19 protein-coding genes and 1 pseudogene are annotated in these 25,854 nt (G+C 67.5%); 11 read left to right on the top strand and 9 right to left on the bottom strand.

The window, feature by feature from the left end:
• Nucleotides 1-94: 94 nt before the first annotated feature.
• From F5544_RS43200 to F5544_RS43190, 3 genes are read right to left on the bottom strand one after another with little or no spacing between them, the layout of a single operon-like run.
• Nucleotides 95-1,243: a hypothetical protein gene (locus F5544_RS43200; protein ID WP_238846960.1), complete on the bottom strand. Its 1,149-nt coding sequence runs from the start codon at nucleotides 1,241-1,243 to the stop codon at nucleotides 95-97.
• A gap of 39 nt (nucleotides 1,244-1,282) precedes the next feature.
• A complete protein-coding gene (locus F5544_RS43195; RefSeq protein WP_167478480.1) occupies nucleotides 1,283-3,928 on the bottom strand; it encodes a LuxR C-terminal-related transcriptional regulator in 2,646 nt (881 codons plus the stop codon).
• Complete coding sequence (locus F5544_RS43190; protein WP_167478479.1) at nucleotides 3,921-5,663, bottom strand: Hsp70 family protein; 1,743 nt, start codon at nucleotides 5,661-5,663, stop codon at nucleotides 3,921-3,923. The genes F5544_RS43195 and F5544_RS43190 overlap by 8 nt, the downstream gene beginning before the upstream one ends.
• Nucleotides 5,664-5,954: 291 nt before the next feature.
• Between F5544_RS43190 and F5544_RS47705 the strand changes: the two are divergent.
• The 6 genes and pseudogenes from F5544_RS47705 to F5544_RS43165 form a co-directional block, all read left to right on the top strand.
• A pseudogene (locus F5544_RS47705) lies at nucleotides 5,955-6,101 on the top strand (IniB N-terminal domain-containing protein); the annotation flags it as partial.
• A complete protein-coding gene (locus tag F5544_RS43185) occupies nucleotides 6,102-8,876 on the top strand; it encodes a beta strand repeat-containing protein (protein WP_167478478.1) in 2,775 nt (924 codons plus the stop codon).
• On the top strand, nucleotides 8,873-9,127 hold the full coding sequence (locus F5544_RS43180; protein WP_167478477.1) for a hypothetical protein: 255 nt from the start codon (nucleotides 8,873-8,875) through the stop codon (nucleotides 9,125-9,127). The genes F5544_RS43185 and F5544_RS43180 overlap by 4 nt, the downstream gene beginning before the upstream one ends.
• A gap of 69 nt (nucleotides 9,128-9,196) precedes the next feature.
• On the top strand, nucleotides 9,197-11,221 hold the full coding sequence (locus tag F5544_RS43175; protein ID WP_167478476.1) for a dynamin family protein: 2,025 nt from the start codon (nucleotides 9,197-9,199) through the stop codon (nucleotides 11,219-11,221).
• 53 nt (nucleotides 11,222-11,274) lie between these two features.
• Entirely contained in the window at nucleotides 11,275-12,816 is a 1,542-nt protein-coding gene (locus tag F5544_RS43170) for a dynamin family protein (RefSeq protein ID WP_167478475.1), read from the top strand.
• Between the two features lie 94 nt (nucleotides 12,817-12,910).
• The gene (locus F5544_RS43165; RefSeq protein ID WP_167478474.1) at nucleotides 12,911-13,555 is read left to right on the top strand and encodes an endonuclease; all 645 of its coding nucleotides are present in this window, start codon (nucleotides 12,911-12,913) and stop codon (nucleotides 13,553-13,555) included.
• Here the strand turns inward: F5544_RS43165 and F5544_RS43160 are convergent.
• From F5544_RS43160 to F5544_RS43145, 4 genes are all read right to left on the bottom strand, one after another.
• Complete coding sequence (locus tag F5544_RS43160) at nucleotides 13,552-14,709, bottom strand: zinc-binding dehydrogenase (protein ID WP_167478473.1); 1,158 nt, start codon at nucleotides 14,707-14,709, stop codon at nucleotides 13,552-13,554. The two genes, F5544_RS43165 and F5544_RS43160, sit on opposite strands and share 4 nt — an antisense overlap.
• A 46-nt stretch (nucleotides 14,710-14,755) precedes the next feature.
• Entirely contained in the window at nucleotides 14,756-16,066 is a 1,311-nt protein-coding gene (locus F5544_RS43155; protein WP_167478472.1) for a cytochrome P450, read from the bottom strand.
• 83 nt (nucleotides 16,067-16,149) lie between these two features.
• On the bottom strand, nucleotides 16,150-16,959 hold the full coding sequence (locus F5544_RS43150) for an oxidoreductase (protein ID WP_167478471.1): 810 nt from the start codon (nucleotides 16,957-16,959) through the stop codon (nucleotides 16,150-16,152).
• Between the two features lie 56 nt (nucleotides 16,960-17,015).
• The gene (locus F5544_RS43145) at nucleotides 17,016-17,594 is read right to left on the bottom strand and encodes a TetR/AcrR family transcriptional regulator (protein ID WP_167478470.1); all 579 of its coding nucleotides are present in this window, start codon (nucleotides 17,592-17,594) and stop codon (nucleotides 17,016-17,018) included.
• Between the two features lie 345 nt (nucleotides 17,595-17,939).
• Here F5544_RS43145 and dnaK point away from each other — a divergent pair, with 345 nt between their 5' ends.
• The 5 genes from dnaK to F5544_RS43120 all read left to right on the top strand — a co-directional run bounded on the left by dnaK (nucleotide 17,940) and on the right by F5544_RS43120 (nucleotide 23,798).
• A complete protein-coding gene (dnaK, locus tag F5544_RS43140; RefSeq protein WP_167478469.1) occupies nucleotides 17,940-19,787 on the top strand; it encodes a molecular chaperone DnaK in 1,848 nt (615 codons plus the stop codon).
• A complete protein-coding gene (grpE, locus tag F5544_RS43135) occupies nucleotides 19,784-20,401 on the top strand; it encodes a nucleotide exchange factor GrpE (RefSeq protein ID WP_167478468.1) in 618 nt (205 codons plus the stop codon). The genes dnaK and grpE overlap by 4 nt, the downstream gene beginning before the upstream one ends.
• Before the next feature lie 24 nt (nucleotides 20,402-20,425).
• On the top strand, nucleotides 20,426-21,583 hold the full coding sequence (gene dnaJ, locus F5544_RS43130) for a molecular chaperone DnaJ (RefSeq protein ID WP_167478467.1): 1,158 nt from the start codon (nucleotides 20,426-20,428) through the stop codon (nucleotides 21,581-21,583).
• Complete coding sequence (locus F5544_RS43125) at nucleotides 21,583-21,984, top strand: heat shock protein transcriptional repressor HspR (RefSeq protein ID WP_167478466.1); 402 nt, start codon at nucleotides 21,583-21,585, stop codon at nucleotides 21,982-21,984. The genes dnaJ and F5544_RS43125 overlap by 1 nt, the downstream gene beginning before the upstream one ends.
• Before the next feature lie 644 nt (nucleotides 21,985-22,628).
• Nucleotides 22,629-23,798 (top strand): FAD-binding oxidoreductase, encoded by a 1,170-nt coding sequence (locus F5544_RS43120; RefSeq protein WP_167478465.1) that lies wholly within the window; start codon nucleotides 22,629-22,631, stop codon nucleotides 23,796-23,798.
• Between the two features lie 12 nt (nucleotides 23,799-23,810).
• Here F5544_RS43120 and F5544_RS43115 read toward each other — a convergent pair whose 3' ends face one another.
• Together F5544_RS43115 and F5544_RS43110 are read right to left on the bottom strand one after the other, a co-directional pair.
• Complete coding sequence (locus F5544_RS43115; RefSeq protein WP_167478464.1) at nucleotides 23,811-24,593, bottom strand: FAD-binding oxidoreductase; 783 nt, start codon at nucleotides 24,591-24,593, stop codon at nucleotides 23,811-23,813.
• Between the two features lie 77 nt (nucleotides 24,594-24,670).
• Nucleotides 24,671-25,828: an FAD-binding oxidoreductase gene (locus tag F5544_RS43110; RefSeq protein WP_167478463.1), complete on the bottom strand. Its 1,158-nt coding sequence runs from the start codon at nucleotides 25,826-25,828 to the stop codon at nucleotides 24,671-24,673.
• Between the last annotated feature and the right edge of the window lie 26 nt (nucleotides 25,829-25,854).

The following is a 25,854-nucleotide window of genomic DNA, read 5'->3' as shown; positions in this document are numbered from 1 at the left end:
TGATCCAGCTGACGACCGGATGTTCGTTAACGCCAACAACAACACCGGTCAGCGCACCACTTTAGGGCACAAACCCGGGTCCGGCGCTACCAAATCAGCCCAGGCCCGGGATCTCCAGCTGCGGGGGGCCATCGGGGAACGGATCGAACGGTGTCGGCGTCGGTCGCGGGGTCCGGGTCGGTCGCGGCGGAAGGGTCGGCCACGGGTAGGTGGTGGTCGGCGGCGCCGTGGTGGTGGTCGGCGGCGGAGTGGTGGTCGGCGGAGGTGGTGGCGTCGTCGTGGTCGGATCCGGTACCACCTCGCGAGTCACCGGCGGACGCGTCGTGGTCGGCGGGGTCGTCGTCGGTGGTGGCGGAATGAACGGCGGCGGTGCGGGCACCGTCACCGTCACCTCGGAGCGCGCGTCCTTGATCGGTGGCACCGGGGTATCGCCGCTGTTGCGCAGCAGCATGGCGACGCCGACGCCGCCGAGCGCCAAACCGATTACCACGGCCGCGCCGATGAGCAGCGGCAGCTGTTTGCGATTCTTGGCCGGTGTGATCGGCTCGGCGATGGTCGGCGCCGGGACGGCCTCGGTCACCACCGGCTCGGCCACCGGGATGGCCGCCGAATAGGCCTGCGGCCGATCGGTATTCGAGATGGCCGGGAAGACGATCGTGTCGAGGGTGGAATTCTCGGCGGTGGTGGGATCCGGCGGGGTCGCGCCCGCCGGGGTCGCCAGCACCGCGGTCAGCGCGGCGCGCGCGGCGTCATAGGCGAAGGACTGTCCGATATCGGCGGCGCCGCCCGCGCCGAGCGCGGCAAGTGGATCGGTGCTACTGGGTAGGTCGCCCTCGTTGACGAGCACCACCGAGCGCAGGCCCAGATAGTCCATGGCCTCCCGCAGCGCCTGCACATATTCCGGCGGCCACGATGCGGGGTGGGTGGCATAGAACTCGGCGGATCCGGTCAAATGTTCCGCGGTCAGGTTGATGAGACAGAACAGTGCCGTCGCCATCAGGTCTTCGGCGCGATACGCCTCGCCGTCGTCGACGCTGATTCCGGTCGGATCGCCGACCGCGGCGACGAATCCGCCGATCGGACGCGAATGTCCCGATGGCGGTGGACCACCGAGGACCGCGTCGCCGTCGTCGGACATGTACAGCACCGCGTCGCGGACGATGTACTGCGGTTCGTCGCCGTCGGACACGATCGACGCCGTGCACCCGTCCTCAGCGATGCGCAGGCCCACCCCTGTGGCCATCCTCTATACCTCGCTTCGGATCCTGCTGGCACTACATGGTCACACCAGCAGCGAGCCGTGTCCCATGGCGCGGAGCATCGACAATAACTCCGATCGGGAACGAGCACCGATCCGACGCCGAATGCGGGCCACATGATGCTCGACCGTCTTCGCTGAAATGTACAGGCGTGCGCCGATCTCCCGGTAGGTCAGGCCGAGCAGCACCAGTTCGGCGACCTCGCGCTCGCGCTCGCTGAGCATGGCCGACCCGTCCAGCGGGGCGGGTTCGGGTCTGCTCGCCTGGGCTCCCGGCGATGTGACGGCAGGCGCCGGGCGAGCCGGACGCTCAGGCGGCCGTGCCTCGGCGCGCACCGTCCTGGCCAGCTTCAGCAGCGCGGTCGCGGTCGCGGAATCGGCTGCGGCCAGCGCGGCCTCGCTGGCCAGCCGGGCCGCATCCCAGGTCAGGCCGATTTCGCCGAGTTGCGCGACGGCCGTTTCGACGGGACCGGCCGCCACCTCACCGCGCAGCACCAGCACCCAGGTGCGGCCGGCGGCGGCCAGCACCGCGGCATGCCGATCGCCGGATTCCGCCGCGGCCTTCAGTGCGCGCGCATGCGGCAGCAACTCGTCCGGGCTCTCGTGCGCGATCGCGGCCTGCACGCCGTACCAGTGAAAAGCGTTGGCCCAGGCCGGTGGACTGCCCAGGCGGCGAAGCAGCCCGAGCGCGGCATCGACCAGCGGTGCGATGCGGCGCTCGTCCCGCAGGCGAATGCCGGCCAGCCACAGCTCGCCGATCGGCAGCAGGGCGAGCAGATCGGCGTCGACGTCGTCGAACAGCGGACGGGCCGCCTGCCAGGCCTTGGCCAGCGCGGCGTGATCGCCGCTGCGCCGGGCCAGCCCGACGGTGACCGCGTGGGCCAGCAGCCGGTCGCGGATGTCGAGCGTTTCATGGTCGATGGTCGCGGCCGCGGCCGCCGCGGCCTGCTCGTCGCCGCCGAGCATGGCGGTCCAGGCGGCCAGCACCTGCAGCTGATGGCAGCGCAGACCGCCGCTGTCCGCGCGGCGCAGCGCGTCGACGCCGCGGCGGGGCTCGCCGGTGCTCAGGCACAGCAGCGCCGCGATGGACGCCGCGGTGCACGGCAGGAAGCGGTCGACGCTCGCATCCGCGTACGACGCCTGTACCAGCGCGGAAACGGCTGCGGCGGTGCCGATTTCGCCCGGATTGCGGACGATGGTCTGCTCCAGCGAGGTCGCGATCAGCCGGGCGTGCGCGTTGGCCTCGGTCGGCGGCCACTGCGCCGCCGACGCGGACATGGCCGCCGCACCGGAAACCTCGCCCGCGAGGTAGAGCACCGTCGCACCGATCGCCCAATCGGCGCCGACCCGCCGCGGACCCAGCCAGGTATAGAGCTGGGCGGCCCGGCTCACCAACCCGCGCCTGGTCAGCACCGCGGCGCAGATCCGTACCGCCGCAGCGAGATCCGGCCCGGCGACGCCCTGCCTGGCCAGCATCGGTTCGGCCAGCCGCATCGCGGTGTCGCCGTCGCCGACGCGCGCGGCCGCCTCGGCCCAGCGCAGCGCGATGTCATCGGGATCGGCGCCCGTCGCCGCCGCGGCGGCGTAGTAGCGGACGGCCTCGTGGCCCGCCTTTTCCGCTGCCGCGGTGAGGAATTCGGCGAGCCGCCGATCCCGCACCCCGGACTCGGCGAGCAGCAGCGCGGTGTTGTCGCGCAGCAGGCCCGCGTCCAGGCGGGCGGTGAGCAGCCTGCGCTGCACTCCGACGAAGCGTCGATCGCCGAGCAGGGTGCGCAGCGGCGCGACCGCAGGGGTGAGCAGCAGATCGGCATCGGTTACCAGGGCACTCGCCCTGGCTCGGTCGATAAGATCCTGTGCCGCAGCGGATTCCACATCCAGCACCTCGGTGAGCTCGCTGGCGTCCAGGCCGGCGCCGGTGGTGGCGACCACCAAGGTTTCCAGCAGATCCGGCTCGATATCGTCGAGCAGGGCGCGGGTCCACGCGGTCACCGCATCGTCCACCGCGCGGATCCCCGCGTCGAGCCGGGCCGAGCAGGCGGCGGCCAGCGCCGCGACGACACCGCCGCGGATGCCGCCTGTCTGCCGATGGATGTGCTGTGCCACCGGTCGCGGCACCGTCAGCCCCAATTCCCTTGCGAACGGCGCGATATCGGCGACGCCGAGCGGGCGCAGATCCACGACGCGGCCGCGCCTGGACACCAGGTCGGTGAGGGCGCGCAGATTCGGGTCGTGCGGGCGTGGCTGGGCGGCAATCACCACCGTGTGATCGCCGGATTCGATTGTGGCGCAGATTTGTTCGAGCTGATGCCGGCTCAGCGTCTGCGCGTTGTCGACCACCAGCGCGGCCGGGTTCGGGCGACCGTTGTGTTCGGCCTCGATCCGCGGCGGCGGGCCGCCGAACGCGGCCGGGATGATCCGGTGCGCTCCCTCGACGACGAGAGTTGTTGCGGCGTACTCGGATTCGTTGGTATCGGGCAAGAGGGCCGCGGGGTCCTCGTGTGTCGAGACGCCCATGGCCCGCAACCTCGTCCGGACCGCGGCGAGCAGGGTGGACTTGCCGGTGCAGGACCGACCCCGGATCAGATAGACCACCGGCTCGCGATCGGCGGAATCGAGTTCGCGGAAGATCTCCCGGGCCGAGGGCAGGGTGTCGAATGCCGTATCAGCCACCGTGGCCTCCCTGGATCACCGGCGGTACGGGCAATGCCGTCGGTACCGCGCTGCCCACCTTGTCCACGGTGTCACCGAGGTTCGGCAGCGTCGGCGGTGACGGTAGCGCCGGGGGTTGCGGTGGTGGCTGCTGCGGTGCCGTGGGTGGCTGGGGGTTCGGTTGTGGGTTCGGTTGTGGTGCGGGTGCTGCCGGGGCGGCTGGATCCGGCTGGCCGGTGGCGGGCGGGTTGTTCACCGCGACGATCGCCGGGTCGCTCGACGGAGTTTGTTGGGCGCCGGTGGGTTTCGCCTTGCCGCCGGTGGTGTCGGCGGCGGGGGAGACGGCGCGTCCGGTGGTGGGGTCGAGGGCACCGGATGGTGCCGCGACCTGAACCGGTGCGGGAGTCGTTGTCGTATCCTGCACCGCGGGAGCGTGATTCGGACCGGATTGGATGCCGGTGCCGATCGCGACCGTGCCGGTTGTCAGCACGCCGATGGCGAATATGGTGCCCGCGATGATCGCGGCGCGCTGCTTGCCGGTGAGGCCGCTGCGCTTCGGCGGCTCGGGCAATGTCGGGGCGCTCGAAAGTGCCGGAAGCTCCTTGGTTTTCGGTGTCGGTTCGATATCCGGTCGCGCGACGATCGGAGTCGGTGCGAGACTTCGGATTTCGGCAAGCAGATCCGTCGCCAGCAGTGCGGCGCCGCGGGCGCTGGTCTGCGCCGGATCGGGCGCGGCGACCACCGGCAGGCCGAACTCGCTCGAAATCAGCTCGGCCACCAGCGGAATAGCACCACCGCCGCCGGTCAACAACACCCGGCCGATATCGCCCACCTCGAGACCCGCGCGGTGCACGGCGTCCCGGATCAGGTCGGTCGAGGCCAAGAGCGGACCTCTCAGCAACTCCTCGAGTTCGTCACGCACCAGCCGGATCTGTTGATCGCGTTGGTCACCCGGACGCGGTCGCACCGCGACCACCGTCGCGGTATTAATGGAAAGCTCTTCCTTCGCATTTCGGCAGCGTATGCGCAATGCCGCCAATTCTCGTTCGACAACGGGGTCGAATGGATCGAAATCATTTCCGCCCAGCGCATTGGCCAGCACATGGCGCATGGTCAACAGATCGAATTCGGCACCCGCGATATCGGTACTGCGCAGTGGCGTACCGAGTAGGCCCGACTGCTCACCGGTGCGCAAAACCGATACGGTCAGGCCGCCCGCGCCGAGGTCGTATACCGCCACCGCGCCGTCGCCGAGTGGGCCGTGCGTCGCGGTGAGCCAGCGCAGTGCCGCCAGCGGTTCCGGGACGAGCGTCACATCGGTGAGGCCGGCGCGGCCCAGTGCATCGCGCTGGATATCGACGGTGTGCTTGGACCACCACGCCGGGTGGCAGGCGATCGTGGCCGATGCCGATTGGCCTGCGCGCGTGGACATTTCGTCGATCAAGCAGGTGAGTGCGGTGGCCACCAGATCGGCGGCGGGATGGGTGGCGCCATCCTCGGTGAGCATGTCGACCGGATCGCCCACCCGGTTCAGGAAGCCCTCGACGACCACGTCGTTGGAATGCCTGCCGCGCACCCTGGCCCTCGTGCCGAAGGCGGGCGGCGCATCAGGGGTGAGCCGCAACACGCTCGGATGAATGCTGACCGAACCCCCATCTGCTGGACCATTGTCCGAATCGCTACCGTCCCCCACAGCCGCCACGGCGACCGAATTCGACGCTCCGACATTGATGCCGAGCGCCAGACGCTCTGTCATTACGAGATCCCCGATCGAAAACTGTGTTGGCCGGTATCGCTATGAGTAGTACGGAATGACTGGGCGGATCGGTTGACCCGTACACATCTGTCGTTTGCTGGGCGGCCACCGTTACCGCATAGGGAAAGTTCGGGGTGATTCCCCTAATGGATGCCGCGCCCCTAACGCATCCCGCACGGGCGATGTAGGGGCTCACCCCGTTTCGCGGTAACCGGGTGGCTACCTAGCGTGGAATTCATTCGAACGGCAGCGGATCGGGTTGGTCCGCCCATCTGGAGGAGACGATTCTCGATGACACCCAACGCGATTCTGGAGTTCATCCTCAACCTGCTGCGCCACCCCGACGCCGCGGTCGGGTATTGCGCCAATCCGGCGGAAGCCCTGGCCGCCGCCGGTCTCGGCGCGGTGACACCGGAGGATATCGCCGCGGTCGCGCCGATGGTCGCCGAGTCGGCGCTGATCACCGGCGGCTCTCAGCTCTCGGCCATCATCGCGGCGGGCGGCCAGTCCGTCGCCGCGGCGGAGACGAATGCCGCGGCGAACCTGGGGGCCGCCGTACAAACGGGCGCGACCGCCGACGTCGGCACCGGCCTCGATGTGAATGGTGGTTTCGGCACCGGCCTGCAGACGGGAGTCGATGTCGGCGCCCTCGCCAACGCGGGAGCCGACCTGGCGGCGGGAATCAACGGCGCGCTCGGCGCAGGCGCGCAGGCACTGACCGGTCTGGAAACCGGCCTGTCCACCGGCATTGGCCTGTCCACAAGCCTGCTCGGCGCCGCCGACACCGGTACACAGGTGGGCGCCGACGTCGCCGCCGGACTCCAAGGCGCGGCCAACGCGGGAGCCGATCTCGCCACCGGACTGCAGGCCGCCGCCGGTCTCGGCGCGGGCCTCACCGGTGCCATCGACAGTGCCGCATCGGCGGCGACCGGTCTGAATGCTTTGGTATCCAACGGATTCGGCGGCGATGTAGCCGCTGCCCTGCATGGCGTCACCGACGCGGGCGCCGCCCTCACCGGCATAACCGACGCCGCCGCAAACCTCGGCACCGCCCTGAACGCGACCACCCAACTGACCACCGGCCTCGAAGCCGCGACAACCGCCGCCACCGACCTCTCCACCGACCTGCAAGCCGGCGCCAACACCGGAGCAGACCTGTCGACCGCCCTGACCGGCACCCTCGGCACCCAGGCAGCCACCAATGTGGAAACCGGCCTCTCCACCGGAACCCAAATCGGTTCCGACCTTTCCACCGTTCTGCAAGGCGCAGTGAATTCCAGTGCGGCCGTTGACAGTAACTTGTCCACAGGTTTGACCGGTGCGGTTGATGCCGCAGCACAGACGGGTGCCGGTCTGGAGACTGGCCTGTCGACCGGACTCGGCACCGCCACCGATGTTGGTACGCAGGTTGGCTCGGATCTGTCGGCTGATCTCCAGGGCGCGGTGAATTCCAGTGCGGCCGTTGGCAACAGCCTCTCCGGCGGGCTGACAGCTACGGCGGATTCCGTCACGCAGGTCGGTGCTGGTCTGTCCACTGGTCTCGATGCGGCGGTGAACGCTGGATCCGATCTTGCGGCCGGTGCGCAGGGCGTCGCGAATTCCGGTGCGGCCGTTGACAGTAGCTTGTCCGCGGGTTTGACGGGTGCGGTTGATGCCGCGGCGCAGGCGGGTGCCGGGCTGGAGACTGGGCTGTCGACCGGACTCGGCATCGCAACCGATGTCGGTACGCAGGTTGGCTCGGATCTGTCTGCCGGTCTGCAGGGCGCGGTGAATTCCAGCGCAGCCGTGGGCGATAGCGTTTCCAGTGGATTGATGGCTGCGGCGGATTCGGTCACGCAGGTCGGGGCTGGCTTGTCCACGGGTTTGACGGGTGTGGTCGGTACTGCGGCGCAGGCGGGTGCCGGTCTGGAGACTGGTCTGTCGACCGGACTCGGTACCGCCGCCGATGTTGGTACGCAGGTTGGCACGGATCTGTCTGCTGATCTGCAGGGCGCAGTGAATTCCAGTGCGGCCGTGGGCGACAGCGTTTCCAGTGGACTGACGGGTGCGGCGGATTCCGCTGGACAGGTCGGGGCCGGACTGTCCACTGGTCTCGGTGCGGCGGTGAATGCCGGATCCGACCTTGCGGCCGGTGTGCAGGGTGTTGCGAATTCTGGTGCGGCTGTGGGTAGTAGCTTGTCCACCGGTTTGACGGGTGCGGTCGGTACTGCGGCGCAGGTGGGTGCCGGTCTGTCCACAGGCATCGATGCCGGAGCTGGTGCACAGGTGGGGTCCGCTCTTACGGGGGGCTTGCACGGTACGGCTGATTCGGTTGGAAACATTGGCTCGGCGGTTTCGGGCGGCCTGACGGCGGCTGCCGGTACCGGGGCGCAGGTGGGGACCGGGTTGTCGACTGGGCTCGGGGTTGGAACGGGGTTGGCGTCCGGGCTTTCCGGTGGCCTGGGTGGCGCTGTGGATGCCAGTGCACAGGTTGGGAGTGGTTTGGGGACGGGGCTGTCGGATGGAGTTCATGCCGCGTCGGATTTGACTGCTGGGCTTACAGGTGCGGTTGGCACTGGCGCACAGGTGGGTACGGGCTTGGGGACCGGGCTTTCCGGTGGTGTGGGTGGCGCTGTGGATGCCGGTGCACAGATCGGGAGTGGTTTGAGGACGGGGCTGTCCGGTGGGGCGCACGCCGCGTCGGATTTGACTGCGGGACTTACCGGTGCGGTTGACAGTGGTGCACACGTCGGGACCGGGCTGACCGGTGGCGTGGGTGGCGCTGTGGATGCCGGTGCACAGGTTGGGAGTGGTTTGGGGACGGGGCTGTCCGGTGGGGCGCATGCCGCGTCGGATTTGACTGCGGGACTTACCGGCGCGGTTGACAGTGGTGCACACGTCGGGACCGGGCTGGCCAGTGGGGTGGGTGGCGCTGTGGATGCCGGTGCGCATGTCGGGACCGGATTGGAGACGGGTATTTCGAGTGGGTTGGCAGGCGCGGTGAATGCCGGAGGGCAGGTCGGTGCCGGCGTCGGCGGGGCGGTGGATACCGGTGCGCATGTTGGAAGTGGTTTGGGGCAGGTATTTCCACAGGCGTGGGTGGTGCTGTGGATGGTGGCGCACATGCCGTATCGGATCTCGGTGGCGGGGTGGGGAGCGCCGCGCTCGGAAGTGGTTCGAGCACAGGGGTTTCCACAGGGATCGACAGTGGTTTGCACAGCGGGGCCGCGGTGAGCGGGACCGTCGGCGCGGGTACGCATGGTGCGGTCGACACCGGCGCGGGGCTGAGCGGTGGCATCGGAACGCACTCGGGCGTCGCCTCCACCATCGACTCGACCGCGAATACCTGGTCTGGCCTTGATGTTTCGAGTGCATTCGGCTCGGGACTCGACTCGGGTCTGCATGGCGGCACCGGCGTACATGCCGATACGCACGCAGATCTCGGCGCGGCCACCGATACCCACGGCGGTCTCGGCCTGCACTGAGATTTCGAATCGCACTGAGGTTTCGCACCTCACTGGATTCGAACCGGACTGAGAGAGGTCACCTTCCCGATGGGTACCCCTGTACCTGATGCTCGACCACCGGCGGCGCCCCTGCTGCCGGTGCTCGGCGAGACGATCGCCGCCGCCCGTGCCGCCGGGCGTAACGACCTGGTCGGCCGTTTGGAGGCGGCGGCGGAACGGGTGCGCGATCCGCGCCACCGCATCGTCATCGCTGGACAACTCGACCAGGGCAAGAGCCGATTCATCAACGCGCTGTTGAATATCGCGATCTGCCCGGTCGGCGACGACGTGACCACCACGGTCACCACGCTGCTCGTACACGGCCAGGAGCCACGCGCCGATCTGGTGCTCGCCGCCGACACCGCGACCAAGGGCGAGATCCGGGTGGCGGTGCCGATCGATGAGATCGCGAGCATTTCGGCGCGATCCGCACTGGCGCAGGGCAGGCGGATCCTGCGCCTGGAAATCCAGCTGCCGAATGCGTTGCTGGCCGACGGCATCGTGCTGGTCGACACTCCGGGCGTCGGCGCGCACGGAAGTTCCGGTGCGGCAACGGTACTCGGACTCGCCGCGGCGGCCGACGCGGTATTCGTCGTCTCCGACGCGTCTACCGAGCTGACCGAGCCGGAGTTGGCCTTTCTGCGGCAGGTGCGCGAGCTGTGCCCGTCGACCGCGCTGCTGCTCGGCAAGACCGACCTCTATCCGCACTGGCGTCAGGTGCATGCCGCGGATCTGCGGCATCTGGCGCGGGCGCGGCTCGATATCCCGGTGCTTGCGGTCTCGGCGCTGCTGCGCGAACACGCGATGCGCCTGCAGGATTCGCAGCTCGGCCGCGAATCCGGATTCGGCGAGCTCTACCAGTTCCTGCGGGATCGTGTGGTCGCGCGTGATCAGCTGTTGACGCGGAATGCGGTGGCGCGCGATATCCATTCCGCCGCGGAACATTTGGCGCTCGCGCTGGGAAGCGAGCTGGTGGCGCTGCGTGATCCACGTCAGGGCGCGGCCGCGGTGCGTGAGTTGCAGTCGGCGAAAACCGCCGCCGAGCAACTGCATCGGCGCACCGCAGCCTGGCAGCAGACGCTCGGCGACGGTGTCACGGATCTGGCGAGCGATGTCGATCACGATCTGCGCGAGCGGCTGCGCGGCATAGCCGCTACCGCGGACGAATGGATCGACGAGAACGATCCCGGTAAACAGTGGGATCGGATATCCGAATGGCTCAGCGGTACAGTCGATCTGGCCATAGGTGACAATCTGCTGATCGCACACACCAGGGCCGTGGAATTGGCCGAACGGGTCGCCGAGCACTTCACCGAGGTCGGCGCGGTGGATCTGCCCGATGTCGGACCCGATGTGTCTCCGACCGAAAGTCGCACTGGCTCGGGCACTTTGGCTGATCTGGAACCCGATATCGGCATCGTGAGCAAACTGCTCGTCGGCATGCGCGGATCGTACGGCGGTGTGCTGATGGTGGGGTTGGCCAGCACGTTCGCCGGTCTGGCGATGCTCAACCCGATCTCCATCAGCGCCGGAGTCCTGGTGGGCGGCAAGGCTTATCGTGATGAGCAGCAGGCCAGGCTGGCGCGCCGCCGGAACGAGGCGAAACAGGCCATCCGCCGTTTCCTCGACGATGTGGCCTTCCATGCGGGTAAGGAATCCAAGGATCGCCTGCACCGCATCCATCGGGCGCTACGTGATCACTTCACCGGTGTCGCCGACCGCAGCCTGCGCTCCATCGAGGAATCCCTGCGTGCCGCACAGGAGGCCGCCACGATGGAAACGGCGCGCCGCACCGAGCGCGCCGCCGTTCTCGAGCGGCAGCTTCGCGTGGTCGCCGAACTCCGCAGATACGCCGATGCGATGCAGACGCAGCAGTTGGCGTCCGCACCACCCGCTGCCGTCGGCCCGGCTCCGCACGCTGTGGAACACGCGGGAGCCCTCGCCCGCCTGCCCGTGCCGCCTCGGCGGATATCGACACAGCCTGTGGATTCAACAGGTGAGCCGGGTTTGCGAACCGGCTCCGCCACGGATCCCACGCCCGGATCCGCGTCCACGGGTACGGTGTCGCGGTGAAGCCGGGCATGGTCCTGCCCCGGCGAGTGCCGAGGAGAACTGGTGAGATCCGCATGAAAGCCGATGCGCGCAGGGCGCCCGGAATCGTGGCCGAGGCGCATCGGCTGGTCGACTCGGCACGACAGGCGTACACCGGGCATCAGCAGCCGCGCGCGCTGCTCGCCGACTGCGCCCGCAGGCTGGAGCAGCCGCTGCGGGTCGCGCTGGCGGGCTCGCTCAAGGCGGGTAAGTCAACGCTGTTGAATTCGCTTGTCGGACAGGACATCGCCCCCACCGACGCGACCGAATGCACCAGGGTGGTCACCTGGTATCGCTACGGTTCGACACCGAGCGTCACCGCGCATGCGCCGGACGGGCAGCGGGCGCATGTCGTCGTGCGCCGCGGCGCAGGCGCACACGGGCTGACATTCGATCTCGGACAGTTGAATTGGGGTGTTCCCGGGCCGCGGGAAATCGACCGTCTCGAGGTCGAATGGCCGGCCGCCGCGCTCACGCACACCACGATCATCGATACCCCCGGCACCTCGTCGCTGTCGCGTGAGGTGTCGCAGCGCACCGCGCGGCTGCTCACGCCCGGCGCCGATCCGGGCGGTATGGCCGTCCCCGGCGCCGATGCGGTGGTGTATCTGCTGCGAAGGCTGGACGCCGCCGATATCCGGTTCCTGGAGCGGATCGGCGCGGGAACCGCTGCGGGGCCGGGACTTTCCAGCCTGCCGGGCCCACTGGGTGTGGTCGGCGTGGTGTCCAGGGCCGACGAGATCGGCGCGGGCCGGATCGACGCATTGAATTCGGCCCGCGATGTCGCCGTGCGTTTCGCGGGTGAGCTGGAGCGAACCGGCCTGTGCCAGGCCGTGATTCCGGTGGCCGGACTGCTCGCCTTCGCCGCGGCGACGCTGCGGCAGCAGGAGTTCGCCGCCTTCGAGGCGCTGGCCGGTGTGCACGTCGACGATCTGGGTGCGGCGCTGCTGTCGGCGGATCGTTTCGCCCGCCCCGACCTGCCGCTGCCGGTCGGACCCGAAATGCGGGCCCAGCTCGCCGAGCGGTTCGGGCTGTTCGGGATTCGGATGGCGATCACGCTGATCCGGCTCGGTGTCCGCGATTCGGCAACGCTGGCCGCGGAATTGACCAAACGCAGCGGTGTCGATGAACTGCGTTCCGTGCTCGATATCCAATTCGCCCAGCGCGCGGACCAATTGAAGGCGCATTCGGCGCTGACCGCCCTGGCCCGGGTGTTGAGCGCCTATCCGGGCACCGCGGCGGACCAGCTGCTGCCCCAGGTGCGCACCCTGCTCGCGGATGTGCACGGCTTCGCCGAACTGCGTCTGCTCGGCCGCCTGCGCACCGACGAATTATCCCTTCCCCCAGCCGATCTCGCCGAACTGCACCGATTGATCGGCGGTTCCGGCATCGCCCCGCACTTGCGCCTGGGTCTCCCCATCGACGCACACCCGGACCGTCAGCGCACCGAAGCCGTTGCCGCCGTCCGCAAATGGCGCGCCCGCGCCCGCCATCCCCTGGCCGACCAATTCACCACCACCGCCTGCCTCACCGCCGCCCGCAGCGCCGAAGGGACCCTGAGCCTCATCCCGCGATAACGGCACAAAATAGGGGTTTCCCCAGCTTGACCGGCTGGATGGTGTGGGCTTCCGATTGGTGGGTACGTCTCCGATATCCGCAGAGGAGGCCACCATGGGGCAGCAGGATGTCGTCAAGGAACTGATGCAGCGGATCGGTACCGGCTATGCCGCCGAAGCGGGTATCGCGCTGGCCGACAAACCCGCGCCGCTTTTCCAATTGCTGATGCTCTCCCAGCTGCTGAGCACTCGGATCGCGGCCAGGATCGCGGTGGCGGCGACGAAGGAGCTGGTCGACACCGGATACAACACCCCGCGCCGGGTGGCCGACGCCGACTGGCAGGAGCTGGTCGACGCGCTCGGCCGCGCCCACTACCGCCGCTACGACGAGAGCACCGCCTCCCGCTTGGGTGCGAATGCGGCCCGCGTTCTCGACCACTACCACGGTGACCTGCGCGAACTCGCCCGAGAGTCGAGGTGCGACCCCAAACACGCCGCGCAGCTGTTGCAGCAGTTCCAGGGCATCGGTCCGGTCGGCAGCGATATCTTCCTGCGCGAGGTGCAGGACATCTGGCCCTGGGTGCGCCCGCATTTCGACGAGCGAGCGCTCAAGGGCGCCAGCAGGATTCGGCTGCCCGCCGATCCGGACCGCCTCGCCGACCTGGCGCCGAAGGACCGCACCGCCGCGCTGGCCGCGGCCCTGGTCCGGATCAGCCTCGACGAGGATATCGCCGACGAGATCCTGGCGACGACCCGCTAAGGGACGGTCACGCCGCTCCTGGGATCGACCAGAATTTTGGCGTGCTCATCGGGTGAGCCGAGCGCGGTGAAGGCCGCGTCGACCCCGCCGAGGCCGACGGTGCCGGTGATCAGCGGCGCCGGATCGACCTTGCCATCGGCGAGCATATGCAGCGTGTCCCGGAATTCGCCTGGGTCGTAACCGAGTACGAAGCGCAGCTCGATCTCCTTGTTGATGGCGACGGCGGGCTGGAAGCGGTCGGTCTGCATGCATACCCCGACGACAACGACGCGTGACATCGGCGGCGCCGCGGCCAGGATCTGATCGATAATGCCTGGCACGCCGACGCATTCGAAGATCACGGGGCCGGATGGGCCGGCGTTGAAGGTGTGCGCGAGCCGGAAGACGTACCACCACGGGATATTCGGGATCAGCCGCAGCCGTTCCATCGCGTCGAAGCCGAGGTTCAGCACATCGGCGGCACCGGTGATGCCGCGCTTCGGCCCTGCGGCCCACGGGGATTCGGTTCCTGGATCGACAACGGTGTCGGCGCCGCAGGCGGTGGCCAGCGCACGCCGCCGCGGCGAATAATCGCTGGCGACGACGGTGCGTACACCCGCGGCCTTCAGCATGCTGATGACGGCGAGCCCGATCGGACCGCAGCCGATGACGAAGGCGGTCTGCCCCTTGCGAATTCGGCTCTTGCGCACCGCGTGCCAGGCCACCGCCATCGGTTCGGTGAGTGCGGCGTGCTCGGCCGAGAGTCCGTTCGGGATGGGCAGTGTCATCGATTCCTGCGCGACGACCTGCTCCGCGTACGCGCCGGGCGCGGCGGCGGACAGGCCCACCAGGTGCGGTTCGCGACCCTGTCGCACGATCGGCAGCGCGACCACCGGGGTTCCGGTGGGCCAGCGCTTGCGGCAGCCCGGCCCGTATTCCGCTATCGTCCCGCTGAATTCGTGCCCGAATACGATGCTCTGCTCGGTGCGCATGAAGTGCGCGTAGCCGGTGGCCGCGGCCAAATCGGCCATTTCGTCGGCGTGTGTGCGGGCGTGCAGATCGGATCCGCAGATACCGCAGCGGGTTACGTCGAGCAGCACCTGGCCGCGACCGGGCGCCTGCGCGGGTAGCTCCCTGACCTCGAATTCGGTTTTGCTGACCACGGCTGCCCGCATGGCGACTCCTCGAACAGTTGTCGTTTCCCTACGCTGACCTCGATATTCAATGTGCCACGGGCACCGCGAGTTTCGCAGGCAACCGCTGATACCCGTGCAGGGTGACCAGGTCGCGCCGCACCGGAGCCCCGTCCAGCCGCAGGTCCGGATACCGCTCGAACAGCGCCCGCAGCGCCGTCGCGCCCTCCATCCTGGCCAGGGCCGCGCCGAGGCAGGCGTGGATACCGCTGCCGAACGCGAGGTGGTCGCGCGCATTGGCTCTGGTGATATCGAAGCGGTTCGGGTCGTCGAAGGCCGCCGGGTCGCGGTTGGCCCCGCCGAGCAGCAGGACAAGGGTGGTGCCCGCCGGAAGGTGTTGTCCCGCAAGCTCTAGATCACTGTTGACCCGGCGCACGGTCATCTGCACCGGGCTCTCGTAGCGCAGGATCTCCTCGACGGCGTTGGGCCAGCGGTCCGGTTCGTCGCGCAGCAGCGCCAGTTGTTCCGGGTGTGCGAGCAGCTGCACGATGCCGTTGCCGATGAGGTTGACCGTGGTCTCGAAGCCGGCGCCGAGCAGCAGCGTGGAGTTGGCGGACAGCTCCCGCCTGCCGAGCTCGCGCTGCTCGGCGAGGTGGCTGAGGATGCTGGCGTCCGGATCGGCGCTGAGCCGGTCGATGTGCCGGTCGAAGTAGTCGTCGCCGTCGACCAGTATCGCGATCGCTTCGCGGTAGGTCCGCCAGCTGAGTCCGAGGTCGAGCAGCGGTGCGCCGCTGTGCCCCCAGGACAGCAGCATGTCGTGATCTTCGTCTGGCACACCGAGGATTTCGGCGATTATGGCGACCGGTAGCCGGCAGGCGAAATCGGCGATCAGATCCGGCCGGGGCCGCTCGGCCAGCTGGTCGAGCAGCTGATCGGTGACCTCGACGATGCGATCATTCAGTTTCGCGATGGCGCGCGGGGTGAACGCGCTCGTGAACGGGCGCCGGTATCGGGTGTGCTCGGGCGGATCGACCGCGACCATGGCGGGCGGCTCCACCGGATTCGGCAGCCCCGGATCGGTTTTCGTCAGAATCCAGCGGATCGGCCGCCCCATATCCATATTTTCCGGGGTGAGCACGCCGAATCTGTTGTCCCGCAATATGGTCCGGCACAGCTCGTGGTCCGCCGTCACGGTGAAGTACCGGGTCCGGACCAGCCTGCCGTCGGCCCGGACCCGTTCGATCATCGGATAAAGCTCGGCGCAGCGGTTGCGGCCCACCATGATTCGGGCGAGTGGGTCGCCCTGCCGCGCTCGCATCGCGAGAAATGCGCGCGGGGCGGCGTGGTAGGCCACCCACCGTAGCCAGATGCGCGTCCGTGTCGAAACCCCGATGGTCATGGAAACCCCCACTGGCATAGGCGACTTTGCGCCGATGGTAGGTCCGGAACAGACCGGGGAGCATCGGACCGTGGTCGGAGATTTCAGACCGTTTTGACCACTCCGCCGTCGATCAGGTGATCGGATCCGGCGATGCTGGCCGCGACATCCGACAGTAGGAAGGTGATGAGCGCGGCAACCTCGTCGGGTTCGGCGATGCGCCCGGTGATCATGCGCATGATCGCCGGAACCTGTTCGAGGAACTGCTCGTGCTCGATTTGCGCGGCCGCGGCGAGATGGCCGCCGTAGCCGTCGGCCGACTCCCAGATATCGGTGCGGATCGGTCCGGGCGACACTGTGGTGACCCGAATGCCTTGCGGGCCGAGCTCTTCTGCGATGCCCCTGCTGAACGCGGTGAGCGCGGCCTTGGCGACGTTGTACGCCAACGGCGGCCCCGCGGGCAGCCAGGCGCCGATGGAGGATACGTTCACCACCGCCGAGCCGCCCGATTCTCCGGTGCGTTCCAGCAGGCTCGGCAGCGCGGCCCGGGTGGTGCGGACCGCGGCGTAGAGGTTGAGGTCGAAGGTGCGCTGCCAGTGCGCGTCGTCGAGTTCGGCGAAGCCGCCCATGCCGATGCCCGCGTCCGCGCTGCTGCCACCGCCCGCATTGTTGACCAGCAGATCGATGCCGCCGAGTTCGGCGACGGCCTGCTCGACCATCGCGGCCGGACCGTCCTGCGTGCTCAGATCGACCGAAATCGCCACCGCGCCGGTATCTTTCAGTGCTGGGGTGATGGTGCGCGCGGCGCCTGCCACCCGCACGCCCTCGGCGGTCAGCCTGCGCACGGTGGCCAGCCCGACGCCCTTGCTCGCGCCGGTGACCAATGCGGTCTTGCCGCTCAGCCTGAGGTCCATGAAATTCCTTCTTTCCTCGAACAAATAGCGACGCTGCGCTAATCAGCGTCGGGTGTTCAGATCGTGGCGAGCGCCCCGTCGACAACCCGGTTCAACCGCTCGGGCCCCTGCGCGGTTTTCGACAGAACCTGGAGTCCCACAACGGTATTGAGCAGCAAACTGGCCAGATCCGCGGCGTCGCGCGTGCGATCGATCTCGCCCGCCCGCTGCCCCTCCTCGATCACAGACCGGAAGGCCGCTTCCGTGCGGTCGAACATCCGGCGTACCTGCTCGGCCGCGGCATCATCCGTATTGCCCAGCGCCGCAGCGGTATTGACCGCGAGGCAGCCTCGGCGATCCGGATCGGCGAGAGTGTCCTCGGCGATGAATCGCAGTGCGGTGCACAGCTTCTCCTTGGCGGGTCCCGGTTGTTCCAGCAGGTCGGTGAGTGTGGTCGCCTGCGCCTCGCGATACCGCCGCAGCGCCCGCTCGAACAGCGCGTGCTTGCTGCCGAACGCGTGATAGAGGCTGCCCTTGCCGATACCGAGCGCATCGACCAGATCCTGCGGTGTTGTCGCGGCGTAGCCCTTGCGCCAGAAGACCTCCATGGCCCGCTCGACGGCGGCGTCGGGGTCGAACTGCTTGGGCCTGCCCATGCCGTTGACTCTAGTGTTTTGTACCTGTAGGTCAAATTTAGGAAGTTGCCGGGTCTGGGAATTATTCGCGGATACCGGCCGTTGAGTCTTTCGACAAGGTTGAGCGCGATCGACTCAAGTTCCAGTTGACTCCCGGCCCTCGGGAGGGGCAGGATTGAGCCGACCACGCTCAGCGTTGCTGAGACCGTGCTCTATGAGGGTGCCGAGGCGAATCCCGGGTTACCGGGGGCCTGGGGTATCGGGGCTGGGTCTCGCGACTGCGAAGTCGCTGACGGGCCTTTCGCGGCGGACACCGCGAATCGTCCGGCACCACCACAGATTGTTTTACGTCAACTAGGAGGAACCATGGCTCGTGCGGTCGGAATCGACCTCGGGACCACGAACTCGGTCGTCGCCGTTCTCGAAGGCGGCGAGCCGGTCGTAGTCGCCAACTCGGAGGGATCGCGCACCACCCCGTCGATCGTCGCCTTCGCGAAGAACGGTGAGGTTCTGGTCGGACAGCCGGCCAAGAACCAGGCGGTCACCAATGTCGACCGCACCATCCGCTCGGTCAAGCGGCACATCGGCACGGACTGGAACGTCGACATCGACGGCAAGAAGTACACACCGCAGGAGATTTCCGCGCGCGTGCTGATGAAGCTGAAGCGCGACGCGGAGGCCTACCTCGGTGAGGAGATCACCGACGCGGTCATCACCGTGCCCGCGTACTTCGAGGACGCCCAGCGGCAGGCCACCAAGGAAGCGGGCCAGATCGCCGGCCTGAACGTGCTGCGCATCGTCAACGAGCCCACCGCGGCGGCGCTCGCCTACGGCCTGGACAAGGGCGACAAGGAGCAGACCATCCTGGTCTTCGACCTCGGTGGCGGCACCTTCGACGTCTCGCTGCTGGAAATCGGCGAGGGCGTCGTCGAGGTCCGCGCCACCTCCGGTGACAACCACCTCGGTGGTGACGACTGGGACGAGCGGGTCGTGCAGTGGCTGGTCGACAAGTTCAAGGGCACCAGCGGCATCGACCTGACCAAGGACAAGATGGCGATGCAGCGGCTGCGCGAGGCCGCCGAGAAGGCCAAGATCGAGCTGAGCTCCAGCCAGAGCACCTCGATCAACCTGCCCTACATCACCGTCGACGCGGACAAGAACCCGCTGTTCCTCGACGAGCAGCTCACCCGCGCGGAGTTCCAGAAGATCACCTCCGATCTGCTGGACCGCACCCGTGCGCCGTTCCAGTCGGTGATCAAGGACGCGGGCATCAAGGTGTCCGATATCGATCACGTTGTGCTGGTCGGTGGTTCGACCCGCATGCCCGCCGTCACCGATCTGGTGCGCGAGCTGACCGGCGGCAAGGAGCCCAACAAGGGCGTCAACCCGGACGAGGTCGTCGCCGTCGGCGCCGCGCTGCAGGCCGGTGTGCTCAAGGGTGAGGTCAAGGACGTCCTGCTGCTCGATGTGACCCCGCTGTCGCTGGGCATCGAGACCAAGGGCGGCGTGATGACCAAGCTCATCGAGCGCAACACCACCATTCCGACCAAGCGTTCGGAGACCTTCACCACGGCCGATGACAACCAGCCGTCGGTGCAGATCCAGGTGTTCCAGGGTGAGCGCGAAATCGCCTCGCACAACAAGCTGCTCGGCTCCTTCGAGCTGACCGGCATCCCGCCGGCCCCGCGCGGCGTGCCGCAGATCGAGGTCACCTTCGACATCGACGCCAACGGCATCGTGCACGTGACCGCGAAGGACAAGGGCACCGGCAAGGAGAACACGATCAAGATCCAGGACGGCTCCGGCCTGTCCAAGGAGGAGATCGACCGGATGGTCAAGGACGCGGAGCAGCACGCGGCCGAGGACAAGGCGCGGCGCGAGGAGGCGGAGACCCGCAACCAGGCCGAGTCGCTGGTGCACCAGACCGAGAAGTTCATCAAGGAGAACGAGGACAAGGTGCCCGCGGACGTCAAGTCCAAGGTCGAGGCGGCCATCGCCGAGGCCAACGAGGCGCTGAAGGGCACCGATATCGCCAAGGTGAAGTCCGCGGTGGAGAAGCTGGCGACCGAGTCGCAGGCGCTGGGCCAGGCCATCTACGAGGCCTCGGCGCAGGAGTCGGCCGCGTCGGGTAACGGCGCGTCGAGCGCGGCGGCCGATGATCAGGTCGTGGATGCCGAGGTTGTTGACGAGCCGGTCGACACGGAGAAGAAGTGACACAGGACAACTCCGAACAGGAGCCGATCACCATCGTCGACAATCGAAAGATTGACCCGGAGACCGGTGACGTTCGGGAACCGTTGGCGGACAATGGTTCCGCCGACGGGCCCGAGGGCGATGTCCTCGCCGACACCATCAGCGTCGAACTCGCCGAGCGCACCGCTGATCTGCAGCGGCTGACCGCCGAGTACGCGAACTACCGGCGCCGCGTCGAGCGCGACCGCAAGGCCGCGATCGATTCGGCCAAGGCCGCCGTCGTTGGCGAATTGCTCGGTGTGCTCGACGATCTCGACCGGGCGCGCGCACACGGCGACCTGGAGTCCGGCCCGCTGAAGGGTGTGGCCGACAAGCTGGCCGCCGCCCTGCAGAAGCAGGGTCTGGAGGAATTCGGTTCCGAGGGTGAGCCTTTCGATCCGACGCTGCACGAGGCCGTGCAGCACGAGGGTTCCGGGCACGATCCGGTGATCGGTGTCGTCATGCGCAAGGGCTATCGGTTCGGCGATCGCGTGCTTCGCCACGCGCTCGTCGGGGTAACCGATGGCGTGGCCGATCTCGCTTCGGCCACCACAGAGACAGAGGCATCCGACGATGCCGACGTACAAAACCAATAAGTCTGCGGGAGGAGGAGATACTCGGTGAGTCAGCGGGAGTGGATCGAAAAGGACTTCTACAAGGAGCTGGGTGTCTCCTCCAGCGCCTCCCAGGACGAGATCAAAAAGGCCTACCGCAAGCTGGCCCGCGATCTGCACCCGGACGCGAATCCGGGTGACACCAAGGCCGAGGAGCGCTTCAAGACCGTCAGCGAGGCGCATGCCGTGCTGTCGGATCCGGCCAAGCGCAAGGAATACGACGAGACCCGCAGGCTTTTCGCCGGCGGGTATCCGCGCGGCGGCGGTTTCACGCCGGGCGCGGGCGGCGGATTCTCCAGCGATTTCAATATCGGTGACATCTTCGGCAATGCGGGCGCGGGTGACGGCGGCCTCGGCGATCTACTAGGCGGCCTCTTCAACCGCGGCGGCACCCGGACGTCGAGCAGGCCGCGGCGCGGGGCCGATGTGGAGACCGAGACGACGCTCGGTTTCCGCGAGGCCGCACAGGGTGTCACCGTTCCGCTGCGGATGACGAGTCCGTCGCCGTGCACCACCTGTCACGGCAGCGGGGCCAAACCGGGGACCAGTCCCCGAGTTTGCCCCATCTGCAACGGAACCGGCGTGATCAGCCGCAACCAGGGCGCGTTCGGATTCAGTGAGCCGTGCGACGAATGCCGGGGCACCGGCTCGATCATCGACGACCCGTGCGTCGACTGCCACGGCAGCGGTATCCAGAACCGCACCCGCACCATCACCGTCCGGATTCCGCCGGGTGTCGGTGACGGGCAACGGATTCGGCTGGCCGGGCAGGGTGAGGCCGGGTTGCGGGGCGCGCCGTCGGGCGACCTGTATGTCACCGTGCACGTCAGCCAGGACAAGGTTTTCGGCCGCAACGGCGACGACCTGACCCTGGTGCTGCCGGTGAGCTACAGCGAATTGGTGCTCGGCACAACGGTTTCCGTGCCTACCCTGGAGGGTAGGGTCGGGGTCAAGGTGCCGCCGGGCACCGCCGACGGCCGGATCCTTCGAGTGCGCGGCCGCGGCGTGCCCAAGCGCGGCGGCGGCGCGGGTGACCTGTTGGTCACCGTGAAGGTTGCGGTGCCGCAGAAGCTGGACAACGATGCGAGCGAGGCGCTGAAGCGCTATGCGGAGGCGGAGAAGGCCAGCGGTTTCGATCCACGTGCGGGATGGGCAGGTGCGTGATGTCCACTGATCCGAAGCAGGCGAGCGGCGGTTCGCGGACCGAGTTCTTCATGATCTCGGTCGCGGCCCAACTGGCGGGCATGCACGCGCAGACACTGCGCACCTATGACCGACTCGGTCTGGTTACGCCACAACGTACTTCGGGCGGCGGGCGGCGCTATTCGGCCAGGGACGTCGAGTTGCTGCGCGAGGTGCAGCGGCTGTCCCAGGACGAGGGCGTCAACCTGGCGGGCATCAAGCGCATCATCGAGCTCACCAATCAGGTGGAGGCGCTGCAGCAGCAGCTCGTCGAGACGCGGGCGGAACTGGAACGGCTGCGGGCGGGCTACCGTCCGGATCTCGTTCCGCAGCAGCGCAGTACCGCGCTGGTGGTGTGGCAGCCACGTAATCGGCGTTCGTAACGACCGAACGAGCGGGCCGCGGAGCCGGTTTCACCACTCGGTGACCGGAATTCCGCGGCCCGCTTGTCGTTTTCCGATCTGACACATGATCGTTCGGCAATGCGCCGCAATCGCTTCCGGAACCGATCAGCAAACATCGGTGGCAAGCTGGCAAATCGATGTCCGGTTGTTGCCCTATTGCCCGATTGAATCGTTTTAGAAGCGAATTAGCTGACGGTAAGCTGGAATTCGATCAACCGTCCATCACCGATTGTGTGACTCGTTTGCTATTCGGATTCTGACGTGGTTGGGGAGGCGTGCGGTGTGGCATTCGGTACGGCCGTGAAAACCATTGCGCCGCTGAAGTTGCCACCCGATCGCTCCGCGATCACGAATCGGGATGAATCTTGCAAATCGGGGCAGGCAAATTCGGTGTGCACTCGACCGATTTCCTTGTGGCATAGCGGTCTTGCAGTTTGTTTCAAGCCGGATTTGCGCGCGGGAACCTTGGTTGAACGGAATTACACCGGTGTTGTTTAAACGAAGGATTCCGTTGCTGGCTAACCTCACCTACACTTCTCGGCAACGGCTGCTGTCGAGTGTCCCGCAGCACCCTCACTCGCCGGCACGGGTGTGTTCGAGTGCGAAATGGGGTTGTGACACAAATGGATTCGCGGACTGTCGCTTTGATTCGAACCACGTTCAAGGCGGTTGCTGCGGAGGAAGGGGGGCCGGAGAAGTTGGCGAGATCGTTCTACGCGATCTTGTTCACCGACTACCCCCATGTTCGTGAATTCTTCCCCGCATCAATGGATGCCCAGCGCGACCGCCTGGTCAAGGCGATCATGTACGCGCTCGACCGCCTCGAGGAACCCGACAAGCTGTTGCCATTCCTTGCCCAGCTCGGGCGCGACCACCGCAAATACGGTGTGCAGCCGGAACATTACGTCGCCGTCGGCGCCTCGCTGAAGGCCGCGCTGCGCGGGTTTGCCGACAGTGAGATGTGGACCGACGAGGTGGACGCGGGCTGGGACGAGGGCCTGAAGGTCATCGCCGACACCATGATCGGCGCCGCCGAAAAGGAGACGACGCCGCCCGTCTGGTCCGGCACCGTCGTCGAACGCCGCGACGTGCTACGTAATCTCACCATCGTGCGCCTGCAGCTCGATCAGCCCATGCAATACGCCGCCGGGCAGTACATGAGCGTGCAGGTTCCGGCCCGCCCGCGAATGTGGCGCTACCTTTCCCCCGCGGTGCCCGCAAATGCCAACGGGGAGATCGAATTCCACATTCGCAGCGTGCTGGGCGGTTGGGTCAGCCCGGCCATCGTCGGCCACACCGCCGTCGGCGATCAGTGGCTGCTCGGCTCGCCGCTCGGCGGACTCGGCGTGCCGCGCAACACCAAACGCAAGATGCTGATGGTCGGCTGCGGCACCGGCATCGCCCCGCTGCGGGCCCAGCTGATGGCAATGGCCCAGCGCCGCACCAACCCTCGCGTCCATCTATTCGTCGGCGGGCACCATCCGTGCGACCTCTACGACTTACCGGTGCTGAGCCAGCTCGCCGTCGCCAACAAGTGGCTCACCGTCACCCCGATCGCCGAGAGCGACGAAAACCCTTGGTGGTACCTGGATTCCGGTGAGCCGGAGCCCGAACTGCCCGGTCTCGAACCGCGCGTCATCGGTCAGATCGGCAAGGTGGTCGCCGCACACGGGCCGTGGACCGATCGTGACGTGCAGATCGTCGGCGCGCCATCCATGGTGCAGACCACCAAGTTCCGGCTGATGGCCGCGGGCACGCAGACCAAGAACATCCGGCACGATCCGCTGTTCTGAGCGGTGCTGCGGTCAAATCCCTTCGAACTGAATGAGTTCGGGGGGCGTTCCGGCGGCGACCAAGCGGTCGACGGTGGCCCGCGTCATCGCGGGCGAACCGCAGACGAACACCTGGTGATCGTCGAAAGCCCCATGGGAGGCAACGACATCGGCGAGCGTTCCGACCAGTAGGTCGTCTTCCTGGAAGCCGATGTCCACCCGCGCCTGTTCGTACCATTCATCGGCCCAGCCGGGATCCTCCGGGCTGTCCACCACGGGAATCACGGTGAGCCAAGGTAATTCGTCGGCCAGCAGCACCAGCATGTCCTCGGCGTACAGATCGCGCGGTGAGCGGCCGCCGACGAAGAGATAGGTGCGCGGCGGCTCCGGCTTACGGGCCAATTCCAGGATCTGCGAACGCATCGGCGCCAGACCGGTGCCGCCCGCGACCATCACCACGTCCGGACCCGCCGGATCGATCATGAAAGTGCCCAGGGGAGCGGAGATTCGCCACTCATCGCCCGGTTTGGTGTCGGCAACGATGGAACCGCTGCACCAGCCGCCCGGCACCGTGCGTACGTGGAACTCCAGCTTGCCGTCCAGCGACGGTGGCAACGCGGGGGAGTAGCGCCGCCGCATCCCCGGCAGCTGCGGCACCTGCACCTCGACCGACTGCCCCGCGGTGAACGGAACGAATTCACCGATCAGCCGGATCACCGCGAGATCGTGGCGCAGCCGGTGATGACCGACGACGGTGGCGGTCCATTCGGGCTCCCGATGCAGCCCGTTGCCGAGCGCGCCCGGGTTGATATCCATATTTGCCGTATCCAATCTTGTCGCGCCAATGGCGCGAGAACTCTTCGTACTCGCGTGAATCGTCGGATGCGACTACCTCACACCGGATCGCAGCTGATGTTCTGCTCCGGGGTGCCGACCGCGATGAGCGCGCGGCGGGTGTCGGCGATCATCCTGGCCGAACCGGCGATCTGGATCTGCCGGTCCGCCCATGCGCCGAAGCTCGCAACCACGGCGCCGAGATTACCGATCAGCCGTCGATGCATGCCGTACGGTGCGTCGGCGGGCGGATGCGGATACCACCACGGATTGGTCTTCTGTTCGCAGACCGGAACGACGGTGAGCCACGGATTGCTTTGCGAGAGCTGCCACATGTTCTCCACGTCGTACAGATCGCACGGGTAGCGGCCGCCGATGAAGAAGTGCACCCGCGGATTGATGCCGCGCTGGCCCATCTCGATCAGCTGCGCGCGTAGTGGCGCTATTCCGGTGCCCGCACCGATCAGCAGCACGTCGCGGCCGCTGTCCCGGTCGACGTGCAGGCCGCCGAGCGGGCCGGCGATCTGCCACCGGTCACCGACCCTGGTCTCGTTGACGATGGCCGGGCTGACCCAGCCGCCGCGCACCTTGCGGACGTGGAATTCGATCTCCCCGTACGGATTCGAGGGAATTGCGGGCGAGAAGTAGCGCCACATCTTCGGCCGCTGCGGTATCGCGACCGGAACATACTGCCCGGCCTGATACGGCACCGGGCTGTCGGATTGCAGCCGCACGATGGCCAGATCCTCCAGCACCCGCCGATGGCCGACAACCGTCGCCTCCCAGTACGGCTGCGACTTGTCCGAATTGGCGCCGATGGCCATGGACGCCGATATGAGGATGGTGATGTCGCGCCAACCCTCCTCCAGCGCGCGGTTCCACGCGCTGCCGTTGTACGCGCGGAACGCCGCGAGCAGGGCGCGGCCCGCCAGATCGTAATGAGCCGCCTCGACACCGTATTTGCGATGGTCGCGGGCCAACTGCTCCAGAAACTTCTGGGCCCGTTGCCAGTCCTCGAGATGGTCGATGACGTACTGGATGGCCGTGACCAGCCGCTTGGGCTGCATATCCATGGCGGGCGGGAACAGTTCGCGAAGTCTGGGATTCTCGGCGAACAGGTGACCGTAGAACGCACTGATCAACCGCTCGGGTCCGTTCGGTGATTCGGTCACCGAACGGAAGTTGGCGCGGACCAGCGCTGCTGAACGCGCATCCACGACGTGGAGCTTCCTTTCCCTCTGAT

Source organism: Nocardia arthritidis, assembly GCF_011801145.1.
Taxonomy (GTDB): domain Bacteria; phylum Actinomycetota; class Actinomycetes; order Mycobacteriales; family Mycobacteriaceae; genus Nocardia; species Nocardia arthritidis_A.
Note: the sequence above shows the minus strand (reverse complement) of the source record. Positions and strands in the feature narration are given on the sequence as shown.

Coding starts and splice junctions, on each gene's coding strand:
- F5544_RS43200 (WP_238846960.1), bottom strand. CDS start 1,243: ATGGCCACAGGGGTGGGCCTGCGCATCGCTGAGGACGGGTGCACGGCG.
- F5544_RS43190 (WP_167478479.1), bottom strand. CDS start 5,663: ATGACAGAGCGTCTGGCGCTCGGCATCAATGTCGGAGCGTCGAATTCG.
- F5544_RS43185 (WP_167478478.1), top strand. CDS start 6,102: ATGGTCGCCGAGTCGGCGCTGATCACCGGCGGCTCTCAGCTCTCGGCC.
- F5544_RS43175 (WP_167478476.1), top strand. CDS start 9,197: ATGGGTACCCCTGTACCTGATGCTCGACCACCGGCGGCGCCCCTGCTG.
- F5544_RS43170 (WP_167478475.1), top strand. CDS start 11,275: ATGAAAGCCGATGCGCGCAGGGCGCCCGGAATCGTGGCCGAGGCGCAT.
- F5544_RS43165 (WP_167478474.1), top strand. CDS start 12,911: ATGGGGCAGCAGGATGTCGTCAAGGAACTGATGCAGCGGATCGGTACC.
- F5544_RS43160 (WP_167478473.1), bottom strand. CDS start 14,709: ATGCGGGCAGCCGTGGTCAGCAAAACCGAATTCGAGGTCAGGGAGCTA.
- F5544_RS43155 (WP_167478472.1), bottom strand. CDS start 16,066: ATGACCATCGGGGTTTCGACACGGACGCGCATCTGGCTACGGTGGGTG.
- F5544_RS43150 (WP_167478471.1), bottom strand. CDS start 16,959: ATGGACCTCAGGCTGAGCGGCAAGACCGCATTGGTCACCGGCGCGAGC.
- F5544_RS43145 (WP_167478470.1), bottom strand. CDS start 17,594: ATGGGCAGGCCCAAGCAGTTCGACCCCGACGCCGCCGTCGAGCGGGCC.
- dnaK (WP_167478469.1), top strand. CDS start 17,940: ATGGCTCGTGCGGTCGGAATCGACCTCGGGACCACGAACTCGGTCGTC.
- F5544_RS43125 (WP_167478466.1), top strand. CDS start 21,583: ATGTCCACTGATCCGAAGCAGGCGAGCGGCGGTTCGCGGACCGAGTTC.
- F5544_RS43120 (WP_167478465.1), top strand. CDS start 22,629: ATGGATTCGCGGACTGTCGCTTTGATTCGAACCACGTTCAAGGCGGTT.
- F5544_RS43115 (WP_167478464.1), bottom strand. CDS start 24,593: ATGGATATCAACCCGGGCGCGCTCGGCAACGGGCTGCATCGGGAGCCC.